This is a genomic window from Pseudomonas sp. SWI7 (genome assembly GCF_006351945.1).
GTDB classification, from domain to species: domain Bacteria; phylum Pseudomonadota; class Gammaproteobacteria; order Pseudomonadales; family Pseudomonadaceae; genus Aquipseudomonas; species Aquipseudomonas fulva.
This window is the reverse complement of the sequence record NZ_CP040930.1, coordinates 2141287-2166852: the sequence shown is the minus strand read 5'-3', so window position 1 is coordinate 2166852 and position 25566 is coordinate 2141287. Positions and strand designations below refer to the sequence as shown.

Below are 25566 nucleotides of genomic sequence, written 5' to 3'. Positions count from 1 at the left end.
CGACCCTGGACGCAGTGCGGGTCATGGCAGGCCACTGCGCTGCGCTGTGTGCGCAGCAGCCCGAGCCGTATGCCTCAGATACCCATGCTGTGCAGCGAGTTGGCAATGCTGCGCAGGGTGGCCGTCAGGTCAGGGTGGTCGGCTTCAAATCGCTCCACGGCAAGGTTCACACCGTCGGCCAGGTTGTTGTCAGGCGTGGCGTTTTCCAGCTTCAGCTGCGCTTCGATTTGACGCGCTTCTTCATGGAGCGCAGCCAGCTCTTCGTCCGAAAGCGGCACGTTGCGATCCAGTTGCTCGCGCAGGCTGTTGAGGCGCTCTTGCAATTCGCGGGCAGGCATTGGCACTTCTCCATCATAGGTTTGGCAAGCCATGGACCTCAGCGAGGCGGCAAAGGTTCTGGCCTGTATTGAGCGTAAACCTTTCGCGTGGGATTTGCATGGCTGGCAGCCGCTGAGCTGTGTCCGTATTTTTCGCGCATTCGCTGGGAAGCGGTTCGTTTCATCCATGAGGTCGGCGAGCAACAGGTTCTCGTTAAATCTTGCTGCCATTGCGTAGCACCACTGACGTAACACTTGGTCACATTAAACTTCATGAATGCCGAAAGCTGTCTATCGGCCTGCAAAACTCTATACTGCCGCACTACAGCAGCGCGACCGTTGCGCTTGCGGCCGATAATCCTGATGGAGAAACACTATGCGTAGGATCGGTGCCAGTGTGATCGAACGAGTCACCCAGGCCTGTGTATGCGCCAGCATGCTGCTGGCGCCCGTGGCGGCTACTCAGGCCGCTACTGAAGAAGATCCCTGGGAAGCGGTCAATCGCCCGATCTTCCGCTTCAACGATACGCTCGATACCTACGCGCTCAAGCCGCTCGCCAAGGGTTACGACGCCGTGACGCCGCAGTTTCTCGAAGACGGCATCCACAATATGTTCCGCAACCTGGGCGATGTGACCAACCTGGCCAACAACGTCCTGCAGCTCAAGCCCCATGCGGCAGGGGTGGATACGGCGCGCTTGATCGTCAACACCACCTTCGGCGTGGCCGGGTTCTTCGATGTCGGCACCAAGATGGGGCTGCAGCGCAGCGATGAAGACTTCGGTCAGACCCTGGGCTACTGGGGTGTGCCCAGCGGCCCGTATGTGGTCATTCCGTTGCTGGGCCCAAGCACTGTGCGCGATGGCGTAGCCAAGTACCCGGACACGTTCACCCGGCCTTATCGCTACGTGGACCATGTGCCTACCCGCAATTCGGCCTTCGCCCTGGACGTGGTGGACACCCGTGCAAGCCTGCTGCCGGCCGAGAAGCTGATTCAGGGTGACAAGTACATCTTCATTCGCAACGCTTACCTGCAGAACCGCGAGTTCAAGGTGCGCGATGGCGAAGTCGAGGACGATTTCTAAGGCTACCGCATGGCCAGGATGCGCAGCCCGAACGTGTGCTGCCCATCCGCCTGGGCCGCGATCCACACGACTTCCGCCGTGGCGTGCAAGCCTTCGAGCGAAGGGTGATCCGACTCCAGGCGCACCTGCAGCCGATCCCCGACCTGGAACGGCTGAGGCGCCTGTACTTGCATCCCGCTGCTGGACAGGTCGAGACACACCGCAGCGATGACCTTACCCTCGTGCACCAGGGTAACCGGCGTGTCGATGCGCATGCGGATGAAATCGCGTTTCTCGCTGTGGCTGGTGGCGTTATCGGGCATGCTGCATCCTTCCTGTGAGGTTACATCGTGAGGGTTTCTTATAACTCTCGGTCATTTGCCCTGTAAAGCCGCTCAAGCGTACCGTTCGATGCTTGAAACCCCTGGCGGATGGGAGTACCGTCTGCGCCTTACACCGCATATCTCGCAGTTGCCGGGTAGGCTTTCTTGCCCTACAACTCGCAGAACGTGCGACCTGTTCAGAATTCCCGCAGCTGTTGGTCTGCCTTGCCGGCTCGCTGCACAAACCCCAATCGGCGCCGTTCGCCCACATGCAGAAAACCAGTGCAACGCTGCTGATCATCGATGACGACGACGTGGTCCGTGCAAGCCTCGCCGCGTATCTTGAAGACAGTGGCTTCAGCGTTCTCCAGGCTGGCAACGGCCAGCAGGGGCTTCAGGTCTTCGAAGAGCACCAGCCTGATCTTGTGATCTGCGATTTGCGCATGCCGCAAATGGGCGGACTTGAACTGATTCGTCAGATCAGCGCCCGTGCACCGCAGATACCCGTGATCGTGGTGTCGGGTGCCGGGGTCATGGCCGATGCGGTGGATGCATTGCGACTGGGCGCTGCGGATTACCTGATCAAGCCACTTGAAGACCTGGCGGTGCTGGAGCACTCGGTGCGCCGTGCGTTGGATCGAGCGCACCTTGTGCTGGAAAACCAGCGCTACCGCGAGAAGCTCGAGGCTGCCAACCGCGAACTGGAGGCCAGCCTGCACCTGTTGCAGGAAGACCAGACCGCTGGTCGGCAAGTGCAGATGAACATGTTGCCCCAAAGCCCTTGGCACGCCGGTGATTTTGCCTTCGAGCACCAGATCATCCCGTCGCTGTACCTGTCGGGTGATTTCGCCGACTACTTCCGTGTGGACGAGCGGCGTATCGCTTTCTACCTGGCCGACGTGTCCGGGCACGGTGCTTCTTCGGCTTTCGTCACCGTGCTGCTGAAGTTCATGACCACCCGCCTTCTGTTCGAATTCAAGCGTGGCGGCAACATGCGCGAGTTCCAGCCTTCTGAAGTGCTCAGCCACATCAACCGTGGGTTGATCAACTGCAAGCTGGGCAAGCATGTGACCATGGTGGGCGGGGTGATCGATGAAGACACCGGGTTGCTGACCTATGCCGTAGGCGGGCACCTGCCGCTGCCGGTGCTGCATACACCCGAGCACACCCGCTACCTCGAAGGCCGCGGTTTGCCCGTGGGGCTGTTCGAGGAGGCCCGCTACCAGGACCTGGTGGTTGAACTGCCACCACGTTTCAGCCTGAGCCTGATGTCCGATGGCATCCTGGACCTTTTGCCAGGTGATACGCTCAAAGATAAAGAAGCTGCGCTGCCTGAAATCGTCAGGGCGGCAGAGGGTAGCCTGGATGGGCTGCGTCAACGTTTTGGATTGGCTACGCTAGGGGAGATGCCGGATGATATCGCCCTATTGGTGTTGAGCAGGAACCTTCAATGAGTACCGGTAGAATCCAGTTCGCCGAGCAGGACGGTACCTTCGTACTGAAATTCGTCGGTGAAGTGCGCCTGACCTTGTGTTCGGCGCTCGATGCAACGATCGAGCGAATATTCACCGCGCTGAATTTCTCGACCATCGTGATCGACCTGACCGAAACCGAAAGCATCGACAGCACCACCCTTGGCTTGCTCGCCAAGCTGTCGATCCTGTCGCGACAGAAAGTGGGCCTGCTGCCTACCGTCGTGACCACCAACCCGGATATTTCCCGGCTGTTGCAATCGATGGGGTTCGATCAGGTATTCAACATCGTCGACCGCCCCATCCCGTGCCCCGAATGCCTGTCTGACCTGCCATCTCAGGACCAGAACGAGGAGGTGGTGCGTTCCAAGGTGCTGGAAGCACACCGGATTCTGATGGGCTTGAATGAGTCCAATCGCGAAGCCTTTCATGACTTGGTGAGTGCGCTGGAGCGCAGTTGATCGAGTCACCAGGTTCTGGGGTCAAGAGCAGCCTGCCTCCTTCCTGGTAGGCTTTCTGAGGCCTATGCTGCCCGGGCGAGCTGTATGAACCTGTCCGTCGGTGGGGCGCCAGCTGCCTCCAGAGGGTCATGCCTTCGGGATCGGGTTGTCTTGCCAAGCCATGCAAAGCTTTTGTGACTATGGACTTGGCGCATCTGAGACAGCATGCAGGCCGCACGACGGCACCACCTGTAAAAACAACACGGGCGGGAAATGTCGAACACTTCCCGCCCGCGAGACAACCTGAATTGGATCAGCCTTCTTCACCCATGACCTTCTCAAGCTTCTCCTGATCGCGCGCAAACTGGCGGATGCCCTCGGCCAGCTTCTCGGTAGCCATGGCGTCTTCGTTCATGTCCCAGCGGAACTCGCTCTCACTCAGATGACGCTTGGGCTCACCGGCATTGCCTGGCTTCAATACCTGCGGCAGGTCGCCTTGGTCTTCGCTCAACTGCTGCAGCAATTCCGGGCTGATGGTCAGGCGATCACAACCGGCGAGCTGTTCGATCTGGTTGGTATTGCGGAAGCTGGCGCCCATGACCACGGTGTCGTAGCCATTAGCCTTGTAGTAGTTGTAGATCCGCGTGACGGACTGTACGCCTGGATCATCGGCACCGGTGTACTCCTTGCCCGTGCTTTTCTTGTGCCAATCGTAAATCCGGCCCACGAACGGCGAAATCAGGAACACACCAGCGTCGGCGCAGGCCTGGGCTTGGGCGAAGGAGAACAGCAAGGTCAGGTTGGTCTGGATGCCTTCCTTCTCCAGCTTCTCGGCGGCGCGGATACCTTCCCAGGTGGACGCCAGCTTGATCAGCACACGGTCCCGGCCAACACCGGCCTTGTCGTACAGCTCGATCAGCGAGCGAGCCTTGGCCAGCAGGGCAGGTTCATCGAACGACAGCCGCGCATCCACTTCGGTCGAGATACGCCCGGGGATGGCTTTGAGAATGCCGGAACCCACCGCCACCGCGAACATGTCGCAGGCCTGGTCCAGATCACCGTTGGCCTCGCCCTTCACGCGCGTGAGCAACTCGGCATAGGCCGGGATGGCGGCAGCCTTGAGCAGCAGCGACGGGTTGGTGGTGGCGTCTACCGGTTTCAGGCGCGTGATGGCGTCCAGGTCACCGGTGTCGGCGACCACGGTAGTGAACTGCTTGAGTTGTTCCAGCTTGGAAGTCATGGGCGTGCTCTGTCCTGTGCAATGACTCGACATTACCCCAGCCCCCACGGTCGCTCAAGGGCCCGGCTGTACGAGAGGTGAATGTTCGAGTACCCACCGTCCCTCAGGTTCCCTTCAGGCCGGGCCTTGCATCGTGTCGCGCAACCGGCAGGCGCCTGCGTGACACGCCAGCGCCTCAACGCCCCTGCAACAGCTCAACGGCCTGGTCGAACACGGCCAGCGGCTCGGCTGCCTTGTGAATGTCTGCCGAAAGCAGCTGACGGAACCGACGAGCGCCCTTGAAGCCCTGGGCAAGGCCGAGAATATGCCGGGTCACGTGATGCATCGCGCCCCCTGCCTGCATATGGGCCACGATGTAAGGCCGTAACTGCGCCAGCACTTCGGTGCGGGTGACCACCGGTGCCGTGCTGCCGAACAGCTGTTGATCCACCTCGGCCAGCAGGTAAGGGTTGTGATAGGCCTCGCGGCCCAGCATCACGCCGTCGAAGGTCTGAAGGTGGGTATGGCAGTCGGCCAAGGTTTTGATGCCACCGTTGAGCACGATCTCAAGGTCCGGGAAATCAGCTTTCAGTTGCGCGGCCACGTCATAGCGCAGCGGCGGCACTTCGCGGTTTTCCTTGGGCGACAGCCCTTCGAGAATGGCGATGCGTGCGTGCACGGTGAAACTGCGGCAACCCGCCTCGCGCACTTGCCCGACGAAGTCACACAGTTCTGCATAGCTGTCGCGGCCATTGATGCCAATGCGGTGCTTGACTGTCACCGGTGTCGAGACAGCGTCGCGCATCGCCTTCACGCAATCGGCCACCAACGCCGGGTGCGCCATCAGGCAGGCGCCGATCATGTTGTTCTGCACCCGGTCACTGGGGCAGCCGACATTGAGGTTGACCTCATCATAGCCATCGGCCTCGGCCAGCCGCGCACACGCCGCCAGGTCCGCCGGCACGCTGCCGCCCAGTTGCAGGGCCAGCGGGTGCTCGGAGGCATCGTGGCGCAGGAAACGCTGGGCGTCGTTGTGCAGCAGGGCACCGGTGGTGACCATTTCGGTGTAGAGCAGGGTGTGTCTGGAGAGCAGGCGCAGGAAGAACCGGCAGTGGCGGTCGGTCCAGTCCATCATGGGGGCAACGCTGAAGCGGCGTGACGGCTCAGGGCGCGTGGTTTGTGGCTTGGAGCCTGATGTTGCAGTCATTTCGTTCAACGTGTTTTGTACCGATTTTCGGGGTTTTGGGGCGTTTTTATCAAGCGCTTGGTACAATGTACCAATCGACAGACGACGTGTACCAATCTCAGATGGCAACGATCAGAACGCGTAAAAAGGCCGATGGCAGCACTAGCTACCTCGTCCAGATCCGCATTAATCGCGACAAGGTGACAGTCTACCAAGAGAGCCAAACGTTCGCCCGCAAACAGGCTGCAGTGGCCTGGGCGAAGCGACGGGAAACTGAGTTGTCTGAGCCTGGTGCTATCGAGCGCGCCAACCGGGTAGGGCACACGGTCAAACAGATGATTGACCGTTACCTTGTAGAGGCAGAGAAAGCTCGGCCTCTGGGCGAGAGCAAGCGACGTACTTTAAACGCCATCAAGAACAGCTACCTGGGTGAGATGGTCGACTCCGACATCAGCCAGCAGGTGCTGGTGGACTATGCCCTATGGCGTATGAGCCCCGCAGGCGGTGGTATCAAACCGCAGACAGCCGGCAATGATCTGGCTCACCTGGGTTCAGTGTTGTCGCTTGCCAGGGCGGCGTGGGAGTACGAGATCAACCCCCAAGCTATGCCCGACGCACGCCTTGTCCTGAAACGCCTCGGCTACAACATGAAGAGCCGGGAGCGGGATCGCCGGCCAACGCTTGAAGAACTCGACAAGGTGCTTGAGCATTTCTTCGAGATGCTTGCACGGCGTCCGACAGTCATTCACATGCCGAAGGTGGTTGCGTTTGCCATCTTTTCCACGCGCCGTATGGACGAGATCGCTCGCATCATGTGGGAGGATCTGGATGAGCACCGCCAGGCGGTGAAAGTGCGGGACATGAAGAACCCCGGGCAGAAGATCGGTAACGATGTGTGGTGCCATCTGCCGGATGAGGCGTGGGCGATTGTGCAAAGCATGCCGCGTCAGTGCGCTGAGATCTTCCCTTACAACACCGACTCAATCGGCACGGCCTGGTCCAGAGCGTGCAAGATGGTTGGCGTGGAGGACCTGCATTTTCACGATCTGCGCCATGAAGGTGTGAGCCGGTTGTTCGAAATGGATTGGGATATCCCGAGGGTGTCGAGTGTTTCCGGTCATCGGGACTGGAACTCGCTGCGGCGTTACACCCATCTGAGGGGGCGTGGTGATCGATATATGGAGTGGAGTTGGTTAGAGCGGATTATCCAGGCCCCAGTCGCCCTAGGCGCCCGGGTTGAGTAGTTTGTTGGGGTACACGGAACGGCGGTGATTAGCCCTGCGCGTAGCAGCGCTTTGAGTCGATCCGGCTGGCAGGAGTGGCCGCTTTCGACCCATAGCGGCCACTCACAGCGGCCAGCATTGCCTCATTCTTTGCGGACAATACATTTGGCGCTTATGGAGCTTTGTGCGAAAGGCGCAGGGCGAGAGAATCTCCACTCCTCCAGCGCGGCAACAGGTTCGTTTCCAGCAAAAATAAAAGTGATCGGCACCTGTGCCCCCGAGACGGCCATTACCTGCCAGACTCAATGCTCTTTGTCTGATGCGATCTTAGCGCCGCAGAGGACGAGGATCAGTAACGCTGAGGTGAAGAGCAAAGAGAAGCTTAGGGACGTCGCATGAGCGATCAATCCAATCGCAGCCGGCCCCATCAGTATGCCTAGGTAGCCGATCGCATTGACTATCGCCAGCGCTTGAGCCACGGGCATTACAGTCTGATGCCCGGCCGTGGAGCAAAATATCGGAACGAGATTCGAGATTCCTAATCCGACGAGCACGAACCCCCAAACCGAAACAATCCAGTGGTCGATACCCACCGCCAACGCCATGCCGCCCATAGCCAACAAACTTCCTATCAGTAGCACTGTTCGCGACCCTACCCTGCTGACGATCCAATCACCTGACAGCCTCCCTACTGCCATGGTCACCGAAAAAGCGGCATACCCGATGCCCGCAATATCAGAATCCACGTCCCGGTTTGAAGTCAAATAGACAGCACTCCAGTCGAGCATAGAACCTTCAACCAGAAAAGCGATGAAGCACAGCCCCGCCAGTAACAACACTAGCCTGGTTGGCTTCATCTTAGCCGGCGCTCCCTCTAGCTCCGCGAACGGGAGCATGTGACGACCAAGAGATAAGAGCACCACGCCTAATCCAAGAGCTAATGTAAGTATTGACTGTACAGGATTGAGGCCTAACCAGAGCAGGAGGCTTACCGTACCGGCGCCGAAAATGTTGCCGACGCTGGCCAGGCCATGAAAGCCAGACATCATCTGCTTGCCGTGGTGACGCTCGACAAGCGAGCCTTGAAGATTCATGTTTACATCGGCTGTACCGATGGCGGCCCCAAAAATAAACAAAAAAGACAAGAGTGCCCAATATGAAGTGGCAGTTGCCAGACCAACAAGGGCAACAGCGGTAACAGCGCTTGCAAGATAGACAGTTGTCCTGCAGCCAATTCGATTCGCTAAACTGGCCACAAACGGCATCATGCACATTGATCCGGTACCAAGGCCCAAGAGGAGCAGACCTAGTGCCGCCTCACCTATCTGCGCCCTTTCCTTAGCAAATGGAACCAAAGGTGCCCATGCGCCCATACAAGATCCCGCTAGGAAGAAAGCATATCTGGAGGCGGAAAGCGTATTAGAGGTAAAAAAAGTTCGTTCCGTACTATTCATCTAATAAAGCCTGTAGTTGGCAAGCGGACACTAAGCCCGTAACTTATGGTTCAGACCGGTAATAAAATTTTTGCTGGCGCGTGCGACCTAGAAAGCTAGAGCCTTTCCCATGTAGAGCTAGCTAGTAAGGACACCAGGTGAATAGCCGAATTTTTCGCCGACATCTTAGCCCATACCGTTCAGCGCGCAGCCATAAAAAATAGCATTGATGAGTTGTGATCAGAGAAGGTCTTCATAGGGCGTTGTGGCGTTGAACTGACTGTAAAGTGTCTTCGTCTACTTCCTCAAGCCAATAATCGATTCGTCGAACTTCTCGTCATACAAACACTCATCAATAACACTGGTCAATGTGTTCATCCAAAAAATTTCCTGACCCACTAGCTATTTGTTTCGGGCTCTTGCCCAGCGCAAGAAACCGTACAGGTGTACGATTTCTATCCTACTGCGAGCGCTGATCGAGGTCAATGAAATCGTACGGTTGTACGGTTTCTTGCCCTATGCTAATGTCAGCTGGCAGAGATAGGAGCATGCATGACGAACGAGAAACGGAAGACTTGGCAGCAAGACCCTCATCGTAGGGAGAATATCCTCAAGGCAACCCTAGACTGCATCGAACTGCACGGGGTTGTATGCACAACGTACCGAAAGATTTCCGAACTGTCGGGCGTGCCTCTCGGTTCACTTACACACTACTTCCCGAGCATGCAGGAGCTGCTGCTGGAGGCATTCCAGCTGTTGGCTCAATGCGTATCTACTCGATTTGCAGCAGCAATTCGAAAAGCAAAGACTAAAGAAGACGCTTGCAATGCGATCGTGGATGTTATCTTTGAAAGATTCACATTCGGCACTAGAACGATCCAGCTGACTTGCGAGCTCTATATTTTCGCGGGTCGTAACTCTGTGATGAAGAATGTTATGAAAGACTGGATGCTTGAAATCAGAGGATCACTCGAACTCTTTTTCTCCCCCTTGTCAGCAGTCGCGCTAGATGCTCTGATTGAAGGGGTCATTCTTCATCGGTCAGTAATCCCCATTGCTCGTGAAGACGCTTACAAAATGATAGCCAGGCTATCCGATTTGTAATAGTCATTGTTTGGCAGACAAAAAAATAAAGCGTTATCTGGCCAGCATATCCAAACTACGTAGGTATAAGCGGCACGGTAACGTCCTGTCTGATGATTGAAAGAGGTTGCCGCTCTCGCTGCGGGATGTAAACCGACGCCGTTGCTGCGTTTCTTGTAAGGGTATGAACGTCCGCTCTGGGTCGAAAGCGGTCACTATCACATAATGGATTTGGGCATTTTCAGCCGTTCTGATCCAGCCGATTTAGGGGGCGGGTCGATAGCCGCCATCGCAGGCGGCCATCGACGCAAGGTAGCTAAGCCGTATTCGAATGGGTGAAGAGTCGGATGCAGCCAGATGTTCCGTGCGGCCGGTTGACACTGATCAAGTGGGGTGAAATCTCCGTATCAGCGTACCCGTCACCTCTTATTCAATTGCGCACACTCTTTTCGCGCAGCATCCCGCTGCTGGTCCAGGTAGAGAGCCAGATCAGCAATGTGTATGCCTCGGGCGCTCTTCTGGCTCGGTTCAAGCCGGGTGATCGGTAGCTTGATCTCTCCGGCCAGCACCTTGCGTTGGAATACAAGCGGCGTTAGGTGCGTGAAGTAGTCAGCGCATACCTGTTCGAGCGAGATAATCGCCGTGCCGTTGTACTGCGCCATCAAAAGAAAGGCTGTGTTCACGCATGGCCCTCCTGTTCCAGCGAATTCGTCTCTGCGTTGCTGGGCCGAGCGGATTGCCTACCCTCACTGAGCTGGGTTAGCACCTGCTTGCTGGCAAGGTTAAACAACTCGTCGGCGCTAACTGGCGCTATGGACTGCTCGAAGTTGCGCACGGCCTCAAACCGAGTTCGATACAGCCCGGCCTGGCCGAGCCAAGCGGCTGCGTTGGGGGTCGCGGTCGGTGCGGGATCGTCGTGCTGGCTCATGCTGCCTCCTCCGCGCTTGTGGCACCGGCAGGGGTTTCGCGCAATTGGGTGTGAATCCGTTTAGCCAGGCCTCCCAGTTGGGTGGCTTGCAAGCTCGCGCGTGATGCCTGCTGAGTTGCCTTCATTGCGATTAGCGTCCGCTCAGTCAGATTCAATGTTTCGATGGCGCTGATAAGCAGCTCGTAATCTGTTCTGGCCACTGCTAACCCGGTGTAAGACATGATCCGGGCTTCCAGCTCGCGGATGCTGCCTTTTAGTTGTGCGACAGCAAGGTGATGCCTGCGATGGTCCGCTTCGGTCTGAACTTGGGCTTTGTCCAGGTCGTCTTGAAGGCCTTTGATCTGCAATTTCAGATCGGCTTTCAGGCGCTGTTTGCCGGTGTCCAGGCCTCGGTTGAAGGCGCGATGGCGAGCTTTCGCAAACAGTAAGGGCAGAACAATCAGGGTAGCCAGCCACAGGATACCTAGGGCGAGTACTTGTTGATGCGGTTGCATGTGCTGTGCTCCGAAGTGTCCAGCACCGGCCGGAAGTGTGGTGGTGGCCTGGTGCTGAAGCGTTGCCCCTGATGGCCGGGGCCGCCTCTGTTACGCCGTCTTATTCGCTTGGGTGTCTAGGTAGTCGGCGAGTTCGTGCAGGTAGATCACGTACTGCGCTCGGGCTGAGTGATGCAGCTTTGTAGGCTTCAGCCCAATCTTTCCGGCGTTGATCAACTCCTTGAACCGGCGATCTGTCTTTATGTGCGGGAAGTAGCGCTCTCGCACGGCAGTCAGTGTCGGGCAGGGTGTTGTCCACTCATTGCGCAATTGGCGAAGCGTGTCGGTCATGGGTGCTCCCCGTGACTCACTGGGAGTCGGCCGAGCTTGGCGCGCACCGCTTCGGCAAGCGTGTGCTTACAGCTGCCGTACGCCGTCGCGCGAATCTCGCCTTGGTCGTTGGTGACAACGGTCCCAAACGGTTGCTCTTGGTCGGTGGTGGGGGTGATGAAGGCGCGTAGGCCTTCCGGGAGAACATCGCTCACGCAGTCCAGCGCTTCCATCAAGGCGATAGCGCGTTGGGTCTGTAAGCCCGACTCTGTTCGGCCATTGGCTACGTCCTGCAGGAAATCGCGCAGGGACATGTACTTAGTGGAGTCACCACGGCGCAGGGTTATCGAGCCCGTATAGGGGCCGAACCGCACTTGCAGGTGGTGATCGCGGCTGTCGTTCTCCACCTGAATGTGAGCGTCGACAGTTGTTTCGGGACGCCGTAGCGGGCAGGTGGTGTTCCCGCCATTCTCCAGCGTGCGCTCCAGCAGCATCACGCGGCGTAGATTGATAGTGAATTCGTTCATACCGCACCCCCGTTAGGGACAGCGCGGACGTTGCCCCCAGGGGAGACGATCACTTGCAGACCGGTCGAGCGTTGAAACGCTTCAACGATGGCGGGGTGGGTGCAGGTGGTGGGGTGCAAGTAGATCTTGCACCCGTTCCTGTGCTGTGCAGTTGGCATATCTGGACCTCGGTGGTGAGAGGGTAGAGGTCCAGACAATACTTAAACGAATTTATACGGTCAATACTAATTCGTATTGACCGTATGGGCGGTGTGGTCAGAAGATTTCCAGCTTGGAAACCACTACACCACAGATCGAAGCGTCTTCGGGCAGCTCAATAATTGGGTCAGGCCAAGATGGGTTCAATGGCTTGAGAAATCTGCGCTCCCCCTCCAGTACCAACTGCTTAAACGTGGCTTCCTTGCTGTCTGCGAGCTTGGCGATTACCAGAGAGCCGTTCTCATAATCCTTGTTCGGGTCGACAAAGATGATGTCGCCGTCCATGAACGAGCGCCGCTCATGTGGGTTGAACATTGATAAGCCTCGGACTCTCAGGGCGAACGTCGCGTTGCTATGAGATACAGCGCAAGGCAACCAATTTTCTACATCCTGCAGTTCGAGGACATCCTGCATTTCACACCACGTTCCCGCCTGTACCCATGAGATCAGCGGTACAAATCCGCGAATACGTGGTCCTGGTTCGATGTTGGAGTTGGGGCCGATAACTAGTTCAGGCGCTTCCCCTCCTTTCCAAAGCCACTCGCTGGTGACGCCCAAGGCTTTCGCCAGCTTTTCGACGTTCGCCTGGCGTGGGCTTGCAGAGGTGCCGGTGAGGATTCGGTGGATGGTCGGCTGCGGTACCCCTGACCGTCTTCCCAATTCCCCTTCAGACCACTGCAGTTCATGCATTCGCTGTGCTACGCGCTTTCCTATCACGGCCTATGCTCTGATTCGTTTGCGTATCGGAATTGTATTGCTCGCATCAATTCGTTTGGGTATTATCATGCCAATTCGATAACGCATCGGTGGGTGCAATGACCATTCAAGAGATGCTTCAAAAACTGACTGATCTGGGGTTTTCGCAGCGTGCGATCGCAGATCGAGTTGGCGTCACACAGCCAACGATCTATCGAGCAACCAAAGGCGCGGCCGTCCGCTATGAGATCGGCAAGGCTATTGAGCAGTTCTATGAAGAGCAAAAAAAGGTCGCTGAAAAGCAGCCTAAGTAAGGACTGCTGAGCTAGGGCCTCTCACCACAAGAATTCCTAGCTCAGCAAGCACGGCGCAGAGCGCCGTTGTACCCGCCATCCGGTTGCCTCTCACCACAAGATTCGCCGGATGACTAGAACCGCGTGAAATGCCCGCACAGCACGCAAAGCACAGCACACCGGTTGTATTCACAGGATAGGGCGTACTTACCTCTGTGACTACACCGTTAATCGAGGTTTAACGGTTTATGAGTCGTATCGACACTCTGCCGGGAGTAGGGCCGGCACTATCCCTCAAGCAGGCGCTCTACCGCGCCGGTCGCGATTACAAGGGTGGGATCACCCGCCTGGCGTTTGAGATGGGTATGGATCTCGACGCTCTCCAGAAAAAGCTTAAGCACGACGAAGAGCGCCGCTGGCTCACCCCGGACGAGCTGGAAGAGGTGCTGCAGTGGACCGCAGACCGGCGTGTCCTCGACGCTTTGGGGCGTGCGGCCGGCGTAGTTTGGTACCGACCGTGCCCGATCCCTGCAACCAACGAGCAGTTGAAAGCGGTTGGCCTTTTGCTGAAGGAAGCTGCTGAGTTCGTGAGCAGCATGCACGAAGGTGCTGCTGACAACGTGTGGGAGCTGCACGAAGTGCAGAAGCTTGAGGCGTGTGGCCTGGATGTTATCCGCCAGGTACTGGCGATTACGTCAGGTGCGCGTCAGGCTATGGAGGACCAGGTCAATGGCTGATGCAGTCGATTTCGCGAATGATCAGGTCGAGTACTTTCTCCAGCTGTCGTTGCAGCGCCTTGCGCGTCTGCCTGGCAAGCCGAGCGCACAGTTTTGCGACGACTGCGGCGAGCCGATTCCGTTGGCTCGACAGCAGACCGTCGAGGGCTGCGATACCTGCGTCGACTGCCAGGAGCTGCGGGAGCGCCGTCGATGAGTGAGCGCCCAGTAGCAACTACGGCCGGATGGGCGCGCCGTTACATCGAAACCTTTGGCCTCGCCCTGGTGCCCATTGAACCGGGCGAAAAAGGCCCAAAAGGTAAGGCTTGGAATACCCCTGAGGGCTATATCACCGATGCAAACGCTGCGGAGGCGTTCTGGTTGGAGCATCCCGATCACAACCTTGGTGTTGTGCTCGGCCCTAGTCGTGTTTGTTCGCTTGATGTGGATGATGTCGCGCTGTCCCGTATTGCTTTGCGCGACGCCTTTGGGCTGGATCTGGAGGCGCTCGCAGCTGCATACCCAACCGCTGTGGGTAACCCTGCGCGTTTCCGTGTAATGTTTCGGGTGCCGGATGAGGTTGAGCTGAGCCGGCGCTCTTTGGCGTGGCCAAACCAGGCCGACCCGGATGGTTCGATCTTGAAAGCGCTCACTGCTCAAATGGTGGCGGCGAAGGATGCTGGTGACGCGACACGCGAGGCGGCTCTTAAGATAGCGGCTGAGCCTTTTAAGAAAATCACCGTTTTCGAGTTACGTGGTGGCGCTGTGCAAGACGTTCTGCCGCCCTCCATTCACCCAGGCACCGGTCAGCCGTACACATGGCGTATACCACCATCTGCCGCCGGCCTTCCTGATCTGCCCGCCGAGCTGTTGAACATCTGGCTAAATTGGGACCAGCTCAAGCCCCAGGCGCTCGCAGTGTGCCCGTGGGCTATTAAGTCGGCTCCGGCGGTCTCTCAACCAACCCCGCGCCCTCGTCCAGCCACTGCGCCGTCAGGTAGTTCATTGCCTGAAGTCATTCCTGAGTTCAACCGAACCTACGATATCGCCACTTTGATTGAGGGGCACGGCTACAAGCGCATTGGTGGCAAGTGGCTCTGCCCTCACAGCAGCAGTGGTGACCCTGGTGTGACGATCTCGGAGGGCAAGCTGTATTCGCACCACAGCTCAGATCCGCTGGCTAACGGTCACAAGAATGATGCCTTCGATGTGTACTGCATCCTTGTGCACGACGGCAACCAACGAGAGGCAACCAAAGCGGCGGCGCGAATGTTAGGGCTGGATGCGAAGTCGAGACCGCCGGCCCCTCCGCCCATTGGAGAGCTTACCCAAGCCCCATCGGCTAATGAGCCTGTTGGCCACCTTGAGGATGGGCTGACAAGTGAGGAGGTGCACCGCCATGCAACGCCCACGACAAGCGAGCCCGGCGCGGCCGCCTTCGCGGCCAACGGGGGGGAGGGGGGAAGTACTATGGACATTGCCACCGCAATGCGCCGCTTCGCCCTAGTCGAGGGGACCACAAACGTCTGGGACATGGACAAAGCGAAGCCAATGAAGCGTGGCGGCTTCGAGGCTCTTATAGGCAAGCCGCTTGCGAAGGAGTGGATGGAGCGTACCGACAAGAAGTTGATCGCGCCCGAGCAAGCACAGGAGCTTGATCAGGCTCGGCGTCTCTCAGCCAAGAAAGGCGGTGCACTGAAGCTCGACCCCATCGAGCGATACGTGTACATCGATGGTACCAAGGACGTTTGGGACAGAGAGAAGAAACGCCGTATCGCCGAAGGCGCCGTGAAAATGGCAATGGGGGAAGAGTACAAGTGGTGGCTCAACAGCCAGGATCGCCGCGTGGTGGACGTCGACCATATCGTGTTCGATCCCACCATGACCAAGGATCCCAACATCTACATCAACACCTTCGAAGGGCTGCCTCTGGAGCCGGTGCGTGATGATGCAGCCTGCGAGAATCTGCGCTGGTTGATCTCGTTCCTCTGCAACCATGACGAGGAAGCGCTGGGCTGGCTGACGAAGTGGTTGGCGTATCCGCTCCAGAATATGGGGGCCAAGATGGATACAGCAGTGCTAATGCACTCCATCATGGAGGGATCGGGCAAGAGCCTGCTGTTTGCGGATGTTTTCGGCCAGTTGTACGGCCAGTACTCTGCGACTGTTGGGCAAACGCAGTTGGAAGGTAGCTTCAACGCCTGGCAGAGCCGCAAACTGTGGGCCGTATTCGAGGAGGTCGTCAGCCGCGACCAGCGTTACAACCAAGTGGGTAAGATCAAGCACATGATCACTGGCAAGACCGTGCGGATGGAGTCTAAGTTCATCAATGGATGGGAAGAAGCCAACCACATGAATGCGGTCTTCCTGAGCAACGAGATCATGCCTTGGCCTATCAGTGATGATGATCGTCGTATGCTGGTGATGTGGCCGTTGCAAACGCTGCCGGTAGAGCGCCAAAAGGCCATTGGCCGGGAGTTGGCCAACGGCGGTGTAGCGGCGCTTTACGGCTGGCTGCTCGCGCTCGACCTCGGCGATTTCAATCAGCGTACTCGCCCTCCGAAGACGGAGGCGAGACAACGCCTGGTCGCGCTAAGCCGAACGGCATGGCAAACTTTCCTGAGTCTCTGGCAAACTGGAGAGCTTGGACGAGGTCTTTGGGGTTGCTGCCTCGCTACAGATTTGTACGCGTTGTTCATTGAATGGTGTTCGCGTAACAAAGAGCACTCAATGAGTCAGACGAAGTTCTCACTGATGCTCAGCGCAACGGTCGAGAAGACGCGTTCGATTCCGTGGACGGACGGAAACAACCGTCGATTTGCCGCGTTCTTCTTCCCCTCTGATTCCGATGCTTCCCTACCCCCATCGTTCAATGCGGCCGAGCTGGGGCAAGCCGTTATCACCTGGCGCAGCAAGGCGAAACTTGCAGGGTGGAACGTAGATGCTTGGGAGCACGTGAAGGGGGTGGCTGCATGAAGCCAAATGCCCCTGTGTTGGGTGTGTTGGGTTTGTGTTGGGTAGGTTTGTGTAACCCAACACACGTTGAACCCCCGAATTTCAAGGCTTCCCGTACCTCTGTGTTGGGTGTGTTGGGTTTGCGCACGCGCACGCGTGCGCGGGAAATATTTCTCTCGGCGCAACGGCTCTACAAAAAAACCTATGCGAGGACAAAAAAACCCAACAAACCCAACACACTCAACACACCTATTGATAAGGCACTGAATTTATTGAGTTTTAACTGTGTTGAGTTTGTGTTGGGTTGCGGTTTTTTGTGTTGGGTTGGGGATCTTGGGAGAGCAGACTCATGAATGACGAAGCCGAGCGCCTACAAATGGTTGAGGGGCTGATGCAGCACTGGGGGGAGCAGCGGGCACTCCTCGGGCATCAGGCCGGATTGGGTAGTCAGATGGGCAGCATCATGGAGTGGAAGGGCGCAGCTCCTCGTGGCGGAGTTGCCGGGGCGAGGGTACTTATTAGTGGAGCGGGTTTGGATCATTCAGCAGCGGAGATTGATGCAGCAGTTGCGGAGTTAAACCGCCGTGACAAGCGCGGGGCAATCCTGGCGAAACTGGCCACTTACAGGTATCTGCATGGGGCAACCATCCGTGAGCAAATGCGCGAGGTCGGGCTGGCGGAGGGTGCCGACCGGACCTATCGGAACTGGATCAAGTCACTGCACCTACAGGTGCTGGCCATCCTGATGGCTCGATCTGGGCCAAACAGACGACATACCGTTCGTCGGTTCACAATGCGCCGAGTGTGCGCTGAGGATGCGTCGAAGTAGCGTCAAGACGGAGTACCGAAAATGACCTCTTTTCGGTTTTTCCGATGGCATGTAAAAAGACGCCACGATATGAAAAGTGCGCTTAGGCGCTTCCCCACAAGCACTGTGCTGTGCGACCCGCTCCGATATGTCGGCGCATTGAGAACCCTGCCAACTGGCGGGGTTTTCTTTTTCCGGCGCCGTGCTTTGCCAATGAGGCTTACATGAACAGCGAGCAACAAACGTTAGCCGAACTGCCGATCTGGATGGTGATCGTGCTGTCCTTGGTCGGCGGTGTTTCGGGAGAGATGTGGCGGGCGGATATGGCGGGCGCTCGCGGTTGGGGGCTGATTCGCCGGTTGGCGTTGCGCTCTGGTGCCTGCGTGACCTGCGGTCTTTCGACCAACATGCTGCTGTACGCCCTCGGCGTTTCGGTATGGGCGGCAGCAGCGGTTGGTTGCTTGGCTGCGATGGCTGGCGCCGATGTCGCGATCAACCTCTACATGCGCTGGGCCGCCAAGCGGCTGGGGCTGGAGCAGGCGCCGCCCCAGGCCGGCGAGCCGGGGCAATGACCCGGCCGGCAGCCCCGGCGGGGCGGGGGACCCTGGCGATATGGCCGGGGTACGGGGCAGGAAACCCGCGCGGACTAGCCACTCGGCAGGTGCGGGCGTTGGTGAATTTTGGTTCCTCCCCCCGGGCCGCCCCCTACACGGGTGCGCAGACTCGCGGTTTCCCTGCAGCTGGAGTTTTAACAGGGATGTCCGTCTTTTCAAGGACTTAGCGATGGGCAAGACAGTCACCAAACTCGAATTAAGTGAGATCGTTGGCCGTGATGAGCGCACCCTCAGCCGCTGGCAAAAAGACGGCATGCCGGTGATCGAGTTTGGCGTAGGGCGCGGCAACGAAAACCAGTACGACACGCAGCTGGTGATCGACTGGCTGATGCGCCAAGCCGCGCTCAACGGCAAGAAGGAATCCACCCGCGACCGCCTGGACCGAATCAGGGGCGACCGCGAAGAACTGGCGCTGGCCAAAGACCTGGGCGAGGTCGTGATCGAAGCCGACCTGGTGCAGCGCTTCGAGGCGGTGATCACCGCCGCCAAGATCGAGCTGCTCAACACGCTGCCCGACGAACTGGCCGAGACGTTGTCGGCGCGGTACGGCGTGCAGATCGACGACCAGCTAATTCGCCAACCCATCGAATCGATACTTAGGAGACTGTCCGCGTATGACGAGGACGACGATCTCGCTGGGGATTCTGACGAGCCGGACGATGCGGAGGGCTCTGAAGAAGACGGCGAGTAAGGCAATGGGGCGGGTGTGCCGCAAGTGGGCGCCACCGCCACGCATGACCATCATCGAGTGGGCCGACAAGTACCGTTGGCTGGCCCCCGAGGAGTCCGCCACCCCAGGCAAATACCGCTTCGACAAAACGCCGCACCTGATCTGGCCAGGCGGCCCGCTGGAAGCGCTCGACGATCCGAATGTCGGTGAGATCGTCGGCCGCAAGTCGGCCCAGGTGGCCTGGACGTCGGGCGTGCTGGGCAACGCACTGGGCAAGTGGATCGACCTTGACCCCTCGCCAATCCTGATCCTGTTCCCCAAAGCTGAGGCCGCTAAGCAGTATGTGGCTGAAAAGCTGGAACCGATGATCGAGGCGACCAGACGGCTCGGCAAGAAGGTCGATCTGCGCAGCCGTAAGCTGCAGCAGCGCCAGGACTTCAAGCGCTTCCCAGGCGGGTTTCTGAAAATGGTCGGCTCCAACAGCCCGGCCAGTGTGAAGTCCACGCCGGTACCACGCGTAGCCATCGAAGAGCCCGACGACTGCAACCTTAACCTGCGTGGGCAAGGCGACAGCATCAAGCTGGCGAAAGAGCGTCTGAAAACCTTCCGGCGCTCGAAGATCATCATCGGTGGGACGCCGACCATTAAAGGGCTGTCGGCCATCGACGCAGAGCTTGAGCTGTCGGACAAGCGCGTTGGCCTAGTGCCGTGCCATGGCTGCGGTCAATCGCATGCCCTGAGCTTCGACCATCTGCACTGCGATGAAGACCCGCACTATAACCATGAGGTCTACCGCAAGCGTCGCCCGGAGACGGCCTATTACGCCTGTCCGCACTGCGGCGAGATATGGGACGACCACCAAAAAAACGCCAACCTGCGGCACGGGCGCTGGGAGGCTACCGCCGAGTTTCGCGGGATCGCCGGCTACATCCTCAACGAGCTGTATGCCACGTTCCACGGCTCGCGGTTCGAAGTCCTGATGGAAAAGAAGCTGCAGGCCGAGCATGCCGCCTCGATGGGCAACATCGGACCGATGATCGCCTTCACCAACAGCTCGATGGGTGAAAGCTACGAGTACAAGAGCAACGCACCCAAGACCGACGAGCTGGAGAAGCGCGCCGAACCCTACGCCGAGCTGACGGCGCCGAAAGGCGTCTTGCTGGTCACGGTAGGCGTGGACGTGCAGGGCGACCGCCTGGCGCTGGTGATCATCGGCTGGGGCAGGGGAGAAGAGTCGTGGCGGTTGTACTGGGGCGAGCTGCCCGGTAACCCCATTGATCCGAACGACGCCGTGTGGGGAGAGCTGGACCGCATCATCGCCACGCCTATCCCGACCGAGGGCGGCGCACAGATTGCGGTCTCGGCCGTCAGCATCGACAGTTCGGACGGCAACACCAGTGATGCGGTGTACACCTACGTGCGCGACCGTCAGCGCTTCAACATCATGGCGATCAAGGGCGCGTCGATTGACAGCCGCGACCGGGAGATATTCACCAAACCGGCGCAGTCGACCGATACCACTCAGGACAACACCAAGGCGGCCAAGTACGGCTTACGTGTTTTCATCGTTGGGACGCACAAAGCCAAGACGCTGATCGATGGCCGCATGCGGCTCAAGGGCAGCGGGCCAGGGCGCATGCACTGGTACAGCGAGATCCGCGCGGACTACTACGAGCAGTTGACCAACGAAGTGCTGGCCCCGCATCCGCGCATCCCCAGCCGCATGGTCTGGCAGAAGAAGGCCGGCCGGCGCAACGAGGCGCTCGACTGCGAGGTATATGCGCTGCACGCCGCGCGCAGCCTGAAAACGCACCTGCTGCGCGACCACGAATGGGACCAGCTGGAGCAACAACAGCTGCAGCCCACCCTTTTCAATACCGAGCAGGCGGTGGCGCCGGTTCCACGTCGCGCGGTCGCTCGCGGTCGTGGCACGCGGAGCCGCGTCGGCTAATCGAGGTTCACCATGACAGAAGCAGAACAACGCTTGGCGGAAGTCAGGGCGGCGATCTCGGCCGTTCTGAAGAACGGTCAGCGGCTGCGCCGTGCCGACCGGGAGATCCAGTTGGCCGAACTCAACAGCCTGCGGCTGCTGGAAAAGCAGTACGCCGATCAGGTCGCGCTGGAGCAGGCCGCGCGTGCGCGCCGTGGGCGCAACCGCATCTCGTACGTGGGGCTTTGAGCATGTGGCCATTTCGTAAACGAGAATCGGCAGCCGAGCAACTGATGGGCGAAGCGATCCGGGTGGCTAGGGCTTCGGTCGAAGGCCAGCAGATCGTCGCCCAAGGCGGCGGTGGCGGTGTGGAAACCCGCTGGCGTGGTGCCTCGCGGGTACTGCGCAGCGTGGCCAGTTGGATACCTGGCCTGGGCAGTCCACGGCGTGACTTCAATCAAAGCGAGCGGCGCATGCTGGTCGCGCGCTCACGCGATGCGATGCGCAACCATCTAGTGGCTCGCGCTGCGATCACCCGGCTGCGTACCAACGTAGTGGGCACCGGCCTGGTCTGCCGTGCGCAGGTCGACTATGAGGCTTTGGGCATCACCGAGGAACGGGCCGAGCAGCTCAACAGCCAACTCGACCGGCTCTGGTCGTTGTATGCCGACGACCCGCGCGAGTGCGATGCTGAAGCCACGCTCAACCACTACCAGCTGCAGGCTTTGGTGCTGGTGTCTTCGATGGTGGCTGGCGACGTGTTTGTAGCCAGCCCCGATCAGGAGCGCGCTGGCTGCCTGTTCAGCACGCGCTTGCAACTGATCGAATCGGATCGGGTGGGGAACCCTAGCAGCGGCATGGACCGGCCGGATCTGGTTGAGGGGATCGAGTTCGACGGCCTGGGCGCGCCAGTGGCCTACCACGTGTGCACCGGTTATCCCGGTGAGCATCTGGCAGGTAATCCCTTGCGCTGGGAGCGTCTGCAAGTGTTTGGTGAGGCGACAGGCCGGCGGCGAGTGCTTCACGTCATGTCGGATAAAGAGCGGCCCGGCCAGAAGCGCGGCGCACCGTACCTGTCGCCTGTGCTAGAACCTTTGCAGAAGCTGGAGCGCTACAGCAGCGCCGAGCTGATGGCCGCTGTGATCTCGGCGATGTTCACCGTGTTTATCAAGAAGGGCGACAACTTCCAGTCGGGCAACCTGCCGATGTCGGCGCTGGCAGAAGAGCAGCCAGGCGGTGATGACACGTCGGACGGCGAGCTGGCGCTGGGCGAGGGGGCCATCGTGGACCTAGGCGTGGGCGAAGAGCCGATGGTGGCCAACCCCAGCCGGCCGAACGCGCAGTTCGATCCGTTTTTCACCGCAGTAGTGAAGGAAATCGGCGCAGCGCTGGAGCTGCCGATGGAAGAATTGCTGTTGCACTACAGCAGCAGCTACAGCGCCGCGCGTGCCGCCATGCTGCAGGCGTGGCGCTTCTATAGCCTGCGCCGTTGGTGGCTGGCGTGCGACTTCTGCCAGCCGAGCCGTGAGCTGATCATTGATGAAGCGGTGGCCCGTGGCTTGATCAACTTGCCCGGCTACAGCGACACCGCTAAGCGCAAAGCCTATTGCCAAGCAATCTGGATTGGCCCGGCACGTGGTGCCATTGATGAACTCAAGGAAGCCAACGCGGCCGGCAAACGCATCGAGATTGGCGTCAGCAACGAGACGTTAGAAACCGCTGCGATGACCGGTGAGCCCTGGCAGCAAGTGATCCGGCAACGGACCCGCGAAGTCGGCTACCGACGTGAACACAACATCCAAGCCCTGCCCAAAGGCGGCCTGGAAGACCCGCCCGAATCTAAAGAGAACTGATCATGCCAAGAGCACTGGAGCTGGCTGCCTCGCAGCCCTGGCTGATGCTGCCTGACGCCCTGGATAACCTGCTGACGATCTCGGACCGCATGGGTGACCCGCTGGCGCTGGCCACTAAGCGCGGCGAACAACTGGAAGAGACCCGCCGCGTCACGCTACGGGGCAACGTCGCATTGGTGCCGGTCATTGGCCCCATCTTTCGCTACGCCAACCTGTTCACCGAGATCAGCGGCGCGACAAGCACCCAGGTGTTGGGCAGCGATATCCAGCGCGCGCTGGACGATCCCAAGGTTAAGTCCATCGTGCTCAACATCGACAGCCCAGGCGGTGTGGCATCGGGCATCAACGAGCTGGCCGAGCTGATCTACCAGGGTCGGTCGCGCAAACGCATCGTCGCCTACATCGGCGGCATCGGCGCGAGCGCGGCCTACTGGATCGCATCGGCGGCCCACGAAATTGTCATCGACGAAGCGAGTCTCGCCGGCAGCATTGGCGTGGTCGTGGAAGCCGTTGTCGATGACGAAAAAGCCAGCGGCCGCACCCGGTACCAGATCGTCAGCCGCAACGCGCCCAACAAGCGGCCGGATCTCGGTACCGAAGAGGGGCGCGCCAAGCTCGGCGAAACCATCGACGCCCTGGGCGATGTCTTCGTCGGCAAGGTGGCCCGCAACCTTGATGTAGCAGCAGAGCATGTCCCCGAGATGGGCGACCACGGCGGTATCCGCGTCGGTGCTGATGCCGTCAAGCACGGCCTGGCCCATCGGGTTGGTTCTCTGGAATCGCTGATCACCGAACTGGCCAAACCGGCCTTCAACTCAACAAGGAACAACACCATGACCATTGTTAAGACCACAGCAGATCTGCGCGCGGCGCTCGCAGCCGGCACCGATCCGACCACCATCGAGATCGCCCAGGCGGAGCAGCCAGACCTCTCGGAAATTCGTACCGAGGCTGCTACCGCCGAACGTGAGCGCATCAAGGGCATCAACGCGCTGGCCAGTAAAGGCTTTGAAAAGGAAGTCGAGGCGGCCATCGAGGACGGCAGCAGCGTCGAGGCCACCGCCATGGTGATGTTCAAGGCGGCTCAAGACCGCGGCATTTCCCTCTCTGGCATCAAGGCCGATGCCCAGGGCGTGAGCAGCGCCACCCCACCCGCAGGCGGCAAGGAAGGCGAGCGCAAAGCCGCCGTCAGCGCAATCGTTGCAGGCGCCTCGCGCCGTTGATAGGAGCCCGATATGTCCAATCCTGAACGCAAGACCTTCCTGCCAAGCCAGCTTTCGGCAGGGGATTTCCCCATTGTGATCGACTCGGGCGTGATTGCGGCCGGGCAGGTGCTCAAGCGCGGCGCTGTCCTGGGGCAGGTCACCGACAGCCGTGAATACGTGCTGTGTAAGACCGCCGCTTCGGACGGCTCGAAAACCCCGACCGCCATCCTCGATCAGGACGTCGACACCACTGATGGCGCCAAGGCTGCGCCGATCCGGCTCACCGGCCAAGTGCTCGGCAACCGGCTCACCCTTGGCGAGGGCCTGACGCTGGCCGCTGCCAAGGCCGCGCTGCGACCTCTCTGCCTCTTCATTCGTTAACGGAGCCCCCATGACCGATATCTTCGACACCCTGACCATGCTGGAAGCCGTCGAGCAGATGAGCACGCCGCGCCGCTTCTTGCTTAACACCTTCTTCAACGGCGGCATGCCTGAGACGTTTGGCACCGAGGCGGTGACCATCGACATCATCAAAGGCCAGCGCAAGATGGCGCCGTTCGTTCATCCGACGCTGCCCGGTAGCGTCTCGCAGCGCACAGGCTTCACGTCCTCGACCTACAAGCCGCCCTACATCCAGCCCAAGCGTTCGACGCGTGCAGAGCTGATCCTGAAGCGCTCGGCCGGCGACAACCCGTTTTCCACACGTACCGCGCTGGAGCGGGCGGGTGAGCGGCTTGGCCGTGATCTGCTGGAGCTGGATGAAGAAATCATCCGTCGCGAAGAATGGATGTGCGCCCAGGCGCTGACCACCGGCAAGATTCGTGTGGTGGGCGATGGCGTGGATGACACCATCGACTTTCTGATGGAGGAGACCCATAAAGTCACGCTGGCTAGCGGCCGCTGGGACACCGACGCATCAGACCCTATCGGTAACCTGCGTCAGTGGCGGCGTCTGATTGCCAAGGATTCGGGGCGCTCCGCCAACGTCGCAGTGCTGAGCAGCGGCGCTCAGGACGCGTTTCAAAGCAACAAGAAAGTGCTGGAACAGCTCAACAGCCGCCGAGTCGATCTGGGTCTCATCAAGCCCGAAGAGTTGCCGGATGGGGTGACCTACATCGGCTACCTCAACGATCCTGGCGTCGACCTGTACGCCTACGACGAATGGTACGCGGATGACGATGGCAAGGATCAACCCGTGATCCCCGAAGGCGGTTTGATCCTCGGTTCCACCTCGACCCGTAACGCGATGCTGTACGCGGCCATTCAGGACATGGAAGCCATTGAGAGCGGCCTGGTCGAAGCAGCCCGCTTCCCGAAGAGCTGGGTAACCCAAGAGCCAAGCCTGCGCTGGTTGAAGCTGCAGTCGGCGCCGTTGGCCGGCCTGCTCGAGCCAAACGCTTTCCTCTTTGCAAAGGTGGTGTGACATGGCTGGCAAAGTCGAATACGTGGTTGTCGATGGCTGCATTCAGGACGGCAAGCAGATCATCAAGAAGGGTGAGGTCTACACGCCGTCGAGCAAAGAGCTGACCCAGTTGCTGCTTCAGGAGGGCAAGATCGCCGGCCGTGGCCAGCTGCCCGTAGCGGCGGCCGGCGATGACGACGAGACCTGAT

Annotated in this window: 30 protein-coding genes; 19 read left to right on the top strand and 11 right to left on the bottom strand. The window is 59.3% G+C overall.

Features of this window, described 5'->3' with window-relative positions; translation table 11 throughout:
* Positions 1 to 74: 74 nt before the first annotated feature.
* Complete coding sequence (locus FH041_RS09960) at positions 75 to 338, bottom strand: DUF4404 family protein (RefSeq protein WP_023534264.1); 264 nt, start codon at positions 336 to 338, stop codon at positions 75 to 77.
* 355 nt (positions 339 to 693) lie between these two features.
* Between FH041_RS09960 and FH041_RS09955 the strand changes: the two genes are divergently transcribed.
* A complete protein-coding gene (locus FH041_RS09955) occupies positions 694 to 1401 on the top strand; it encodes a VacJ family lipoprotein (protein ID WP_027915073.1) in 708 nt (235 codons plus the stop codon).
* A gap of 2 nt (positions 1402 to 1403) precedes the next feature.
* On the opposite strand, the gene FH041_RS09950 is transcribed toward FH041_RS09955, so the two are convergent.
* Positions 1404 to 1703 carry a PilZ domain-containing protein gene (locus FH041_RS09950; protein WP_088523567.1) on the bottom strand — a complete coding sequence of 100 codons (300 nt, stop codon included), beginning with the start codon at positions 1701 to 1703 and terminating at the stop codon, positions 1404 to 1406.
* Positions 1704 to 1972: 269 nt separating this feature from the next.
* On the opposite strand from FH041_RS09950, the gene rssB reads away from it, so the two are divergent.
* Both rssB and rssC read left to right on the top strand, forming a co-directional pair.
* Positions 1973 to 3157: a two-component system response regulator RssB gene (gene rssB / locus FH041_RS09945; protein WP_027915071.1), complete on the top strand. Its 1185-nt coding sequence runs from the start codon at positions 1973 to 1975 to the stop codon at positions 3155 to 3157.
* Positions 3154 to 3636: an anti-sigma factor antagonist RssC gene (rssC, locus tag FH041_RS09940; protein WP_027915070.1), complete on the top strand. Its 483-nt coding sequence runs from the start codon at positions 3154 to 3156 to the stop codon at positions 3634 to 3636. The genes rssB and rssC overlap by 4 nt, the downstream gene beginning before the upstream one ends.
* A gap of 292 nt (positions 3637 to 3928) precedes the next feature.
* Here rssC and tal read toward each other — a convergent pair whose 3' ends face one another.
* Both tal and dusA read right to left on the bottom strand, forming a co-directional pair.
* Positions 3929 to 4855 (bottom strand): transaldolase, encoded by a 927-nt coding sequence (tal, locus tag FH041_RS09935; RefSeq protein WP_027915069.1) that lies wholly within the window; start codon positions 4853 to 4855, stop codon positions 3929 to 3931.
* Between the two features lie 175 nt (positions 4856 to 5030).
* A complete protein-coding gene (dusA, locus tag FH041_RS09930) occupies positions 5031 to 6041 on the bottom strand; it encodes a tRNA dihydrouridine(20/20a) synthase DusA (protein ID WP_140174532.1) in 1011 nt (336 codons plus the stop codon).
* Positions 6042 to 6142: 101 nt separating this feature from the next.
* On the opposite strand from dusA, the gene FH041_RS09925 reads away from it, so the two are divergent.
* Positions 6143 to 7264 carry a site-specific integrase gene (locus tag FH041_RS09925; protein WP_140175119.1) on the top strand — a complete coding sequence of 374 codons (1122 nt, stop codon included), beginning with the start codon at positions 6143 to 6145 and terminating at the stop codon, positions 7262 to 7264.
* 281 nt (positions 7265 to 7545) lie between these two features.
* Here FH041_RS09925 and FH041_RS09920 read toward each other — a convergent pair whose 3' ends face one another.
* Entirely contained in the window at positions 7546 to 8616 is a 1071-nt protein-coding gene (locus tag FH041_RS09920) for an MFS transporter (protein WP_373682148.1), read from the bottom strand.
* 612 nt (positions 8617 to 9228) lie between these two features.
* Between FH041_RS09920 and FH041_RS09915 the strand changes: the two genes are divergently transcribed.
* A complete protein-coding gene (locus FH041_RS09915; protein ID WP_104926637.1) occupies positions 9229 to 9780 on the top strand; it encodes a TetR/AcrR family transcriptional regulator in 552 nt (183 codons plus the stop codon).
* A gap of 398 nt (positions 9781 to 10178) precedes the next feature.
* Here the strand turns inward: FH041_RS09915 and FH041_RS09910 are convergent, their stop codons facing one another.
* The 6 genes from FH041_RS09910 to FH041_RS09885 all read right to left on the bottom strand — a co-directional run bounded on the left by FH041_RS09910 (position 10179) and on the right by FH041_RS09885 (position 12905).
* The gene (locus FH041_RS09910; RefSeq protein WP_140174528.1) at positions 10179 to 10442 is read right to left on the bottom strand and encodes a pyocin activator PrtN family protein; all 264 of its coding nucleotides are present in this window, start codon (positions 10440 to 10442) and stop codon (positions 10179 to 10181) included.
* A complete protein-coding gene (locus FH041_RS09905) occupies positions 10439 to 10687 on the bottom strand; it encodes a hypothetical protein (protein ID WP_140174526.1) in 249 nt (82 codons plus the stop codon). The genes FH041_RS09910 and FH041_RS09905 overlap by 4 nt, the downstream gene beginning before the upstream one ends.
* Positions 10684 to 11181, bottom strand: coding sequence for a hypothetical protein (locus FH041_RS09900; RefSeq protein WP_140174524.1), 498 nt, complete (start codon positions 11179 to 11181; stop codon positions 10684 to 10686). The genes FH041_RS09905 and FH041_RS09900 overlap by 4 nt, the downstream gene beginning before the upstream one ends.
* Positions 11182 to 11271: 90 nt before the next feature.
* A complete protein-coding gene (locus FH041_RS09895; protein ID WP_140174522.1) occupies positions 11272 to 11511 on the bottom strand; it encodes a pyocin activator PrtN family protein in 240 nt (79 codons plus the stop codon).
* Positions 11508 to 12017: a hypothetical protein gene (locus FH041_RS09890; protein ID WP_140174520.1), complete on the bottom strand. Its 510-nt coding sequence runs from the start codon at positions 12015 to 12017 to the stop codon at positions 11508 to 11510. Before FH041_RS09890 ends, FH041_RS09895 begins: the two co-directional genes overlap by 4 nt.
* Positions 12018 to 12272: 255 nt before the next feature.
* Positions 12273 to 12905 carry a S24 family peptidase gene (locus FH041_RS09885; protein ID WP_232097763.1) on the bottom strand — a complete coding sequence of 211 codons (633 nt, stop codon included), beginning with the start codon at positions 12903 to 12905 and terminating at the stop codon, positions 12273 to 12275.
* Between the two features lie 125 nt (positions 12906 to 13030).
* Here FH041_RS09885 and FH041_RS09880 point away from each other — a divergent pair, with 125 nt between their 5' ends.
* The 14 genes from FH041_RS09880 to FH041_RS09815 all read left to right on the top strand — a co-directional run bounded on the left by FH041_RS09880 (position 13031) and on the right by FH041_RS09815 (position 25565).
* Positions 13031 to 13225: a helix-turn-helix domain-containing protein gene (locus FH041_RS09880; RefSeq protein WP_140174516.1), complete on the top strand. Its 195-nt coding sequence runs from the start codon at positions 13031 to 13033 to the stop codon at positions 13223 to 13225.
* A gap of 227 nt (positions 13226 to 13452) precedes the next feature.
* Entirely contained in the window at positions 13453 to 13941 is a 489-nt protein-coding gene (locus tag FH041_RS09875; RefSeq protein ID WP_085625550.1) for a phage regulatory CII family protein, read from the top strand.
* Complete coding sequence (locus tag FH041_RS09870; RefSeq protein ID WP_140174514.1) at positions 13934 to 14137, top strand: TraR/DksA C4-type zinc finger protein; 204 nt, start codon at positions 13934 to 13936, stop codon at positions 14135 to 14137. The genes FH041_RS09875 and FH041_RS09870 overlap by 8 nt, the downstream gene beginning before the upstream one ends.
* Positions 14134 to 16896, top strand: coding sequence for a bifunctional DNA primase/polymerase (locus tag FH041_RS09865; RefSeq protein WP_140174512.1), 2763 nt, complete (start codon positions 14134 to 14136; stop codon positions 16894 to 16896). Before FH041_RS09870 ends, FH041_RS09865 begins: the two co-directional genes overlap by 4 nt.
* A gap of 328 nt (positions 16897 to 17224) precedes the next feature.
* Positions 17225 to 17704: a hypothetical protein gene (locus tag FH041_RS09860; protein WP_232097762.1), complete on the top strand. Its 480-nt coding sequence runs from the start codon at positions 17225 to 17227 to the stop codon at positions 17702 to 17704.
* A gap of 203 nt (positions 17705 to 17907) precedes the next feature.
* Positions 17908 to 18255, top strand: a complete 348-nt coding sequence (locus FH041_RS09855) for a phage holin family protein (RefSeq protein WP_125854740.1) — start codon at positions 17908 to 17910, stop codon at positions 18253 to 18255.
* 211 nt (positions 18256 to 18466) lie between these two features.
* Entirely contained in the window at positions 18467 to 18988 is a 522-nt protein-coding gene (locus tag FH041_RS09850; RefSeq protein WP_140174510.1) for a terminase small subunit, read from the top strand.
* Between the two features lie 43 nt (positions 18989 to 19031).
* Entirely contained in the window at positions 19032 to 20918 is a 1887-nt protein-coding gene (locus FH041_RS09845) for a phage terminase large subunit family protein (RefSeq protein ID WP_177438150.1), read from the top strand.
* A 12-nt stretch (positions 20919 to 20930) separates the two neighbouring features.
* Complete coding sequence (locus FH041_RS09840) at positions 20931 to 21146, top strand: hypothetical protein (RefSeq protein WP_028694349.1); 216 nt, start codon at positions 20931 to 20933, stop codon at positions 21144 to 21146.
* 2 nt (positions 21147 to 21148) lie between these two features.
* Entirely contained in the window at positions 21149 to 22750 is a 1602-nt protein-coding gene (locus FH041_RS09835) for a phage portal protein (protein ID WP_140174508.1), read from the top strand.
* 2 nt (positions 22751 to 22752) lie between these two features.
* On the top strand, positions 22753 to 23973 hold the full coding sequence (locus FH041_RS09830) for a S49 family peptidase (RefSeq protein ID WP_140174506.1): 1221 nt from the start codon (positions 22753 to 22755) through the stop codon (positions 23971 to 23973).
* 12 nt (positions 23974 to 23985) lie between these two features.
* Positions 23986 to 24336 (top strand): head decoration protein, encoded by a 351-nt coding sequence (locus FH041_RS09825; protein WP_140174504.1) that lies wholly within the window; start codon positions 23986 to 23988, stop codon positions 24334 to 24336.
* Between the two features lie 10 nt (positions 24337 to 24346).
* Positions 24347 to 25378 carry a major capsid protein gene (locus FH041_RS09820; protein ID WP_140174502.1) on the top strand — a complete coding sequence of 344 codons (1032 nt, stop codon included), beginning with the start codon at positions 24347 to 24349 and terminating at the stop codon, positions 25376 to 25378.
* Between the two features lies 1 nt (position 25379).
* A complete protein-coding gene (locus FH041_RS09815; protein ID WP_060482043.1) occupies positions 25380 to 25565 on the top strand; it encodes a hypothetical protein in 186 nt (61 codons plus the stop codon).
* Position 25566: the final 1 nt, after the last annotated feature.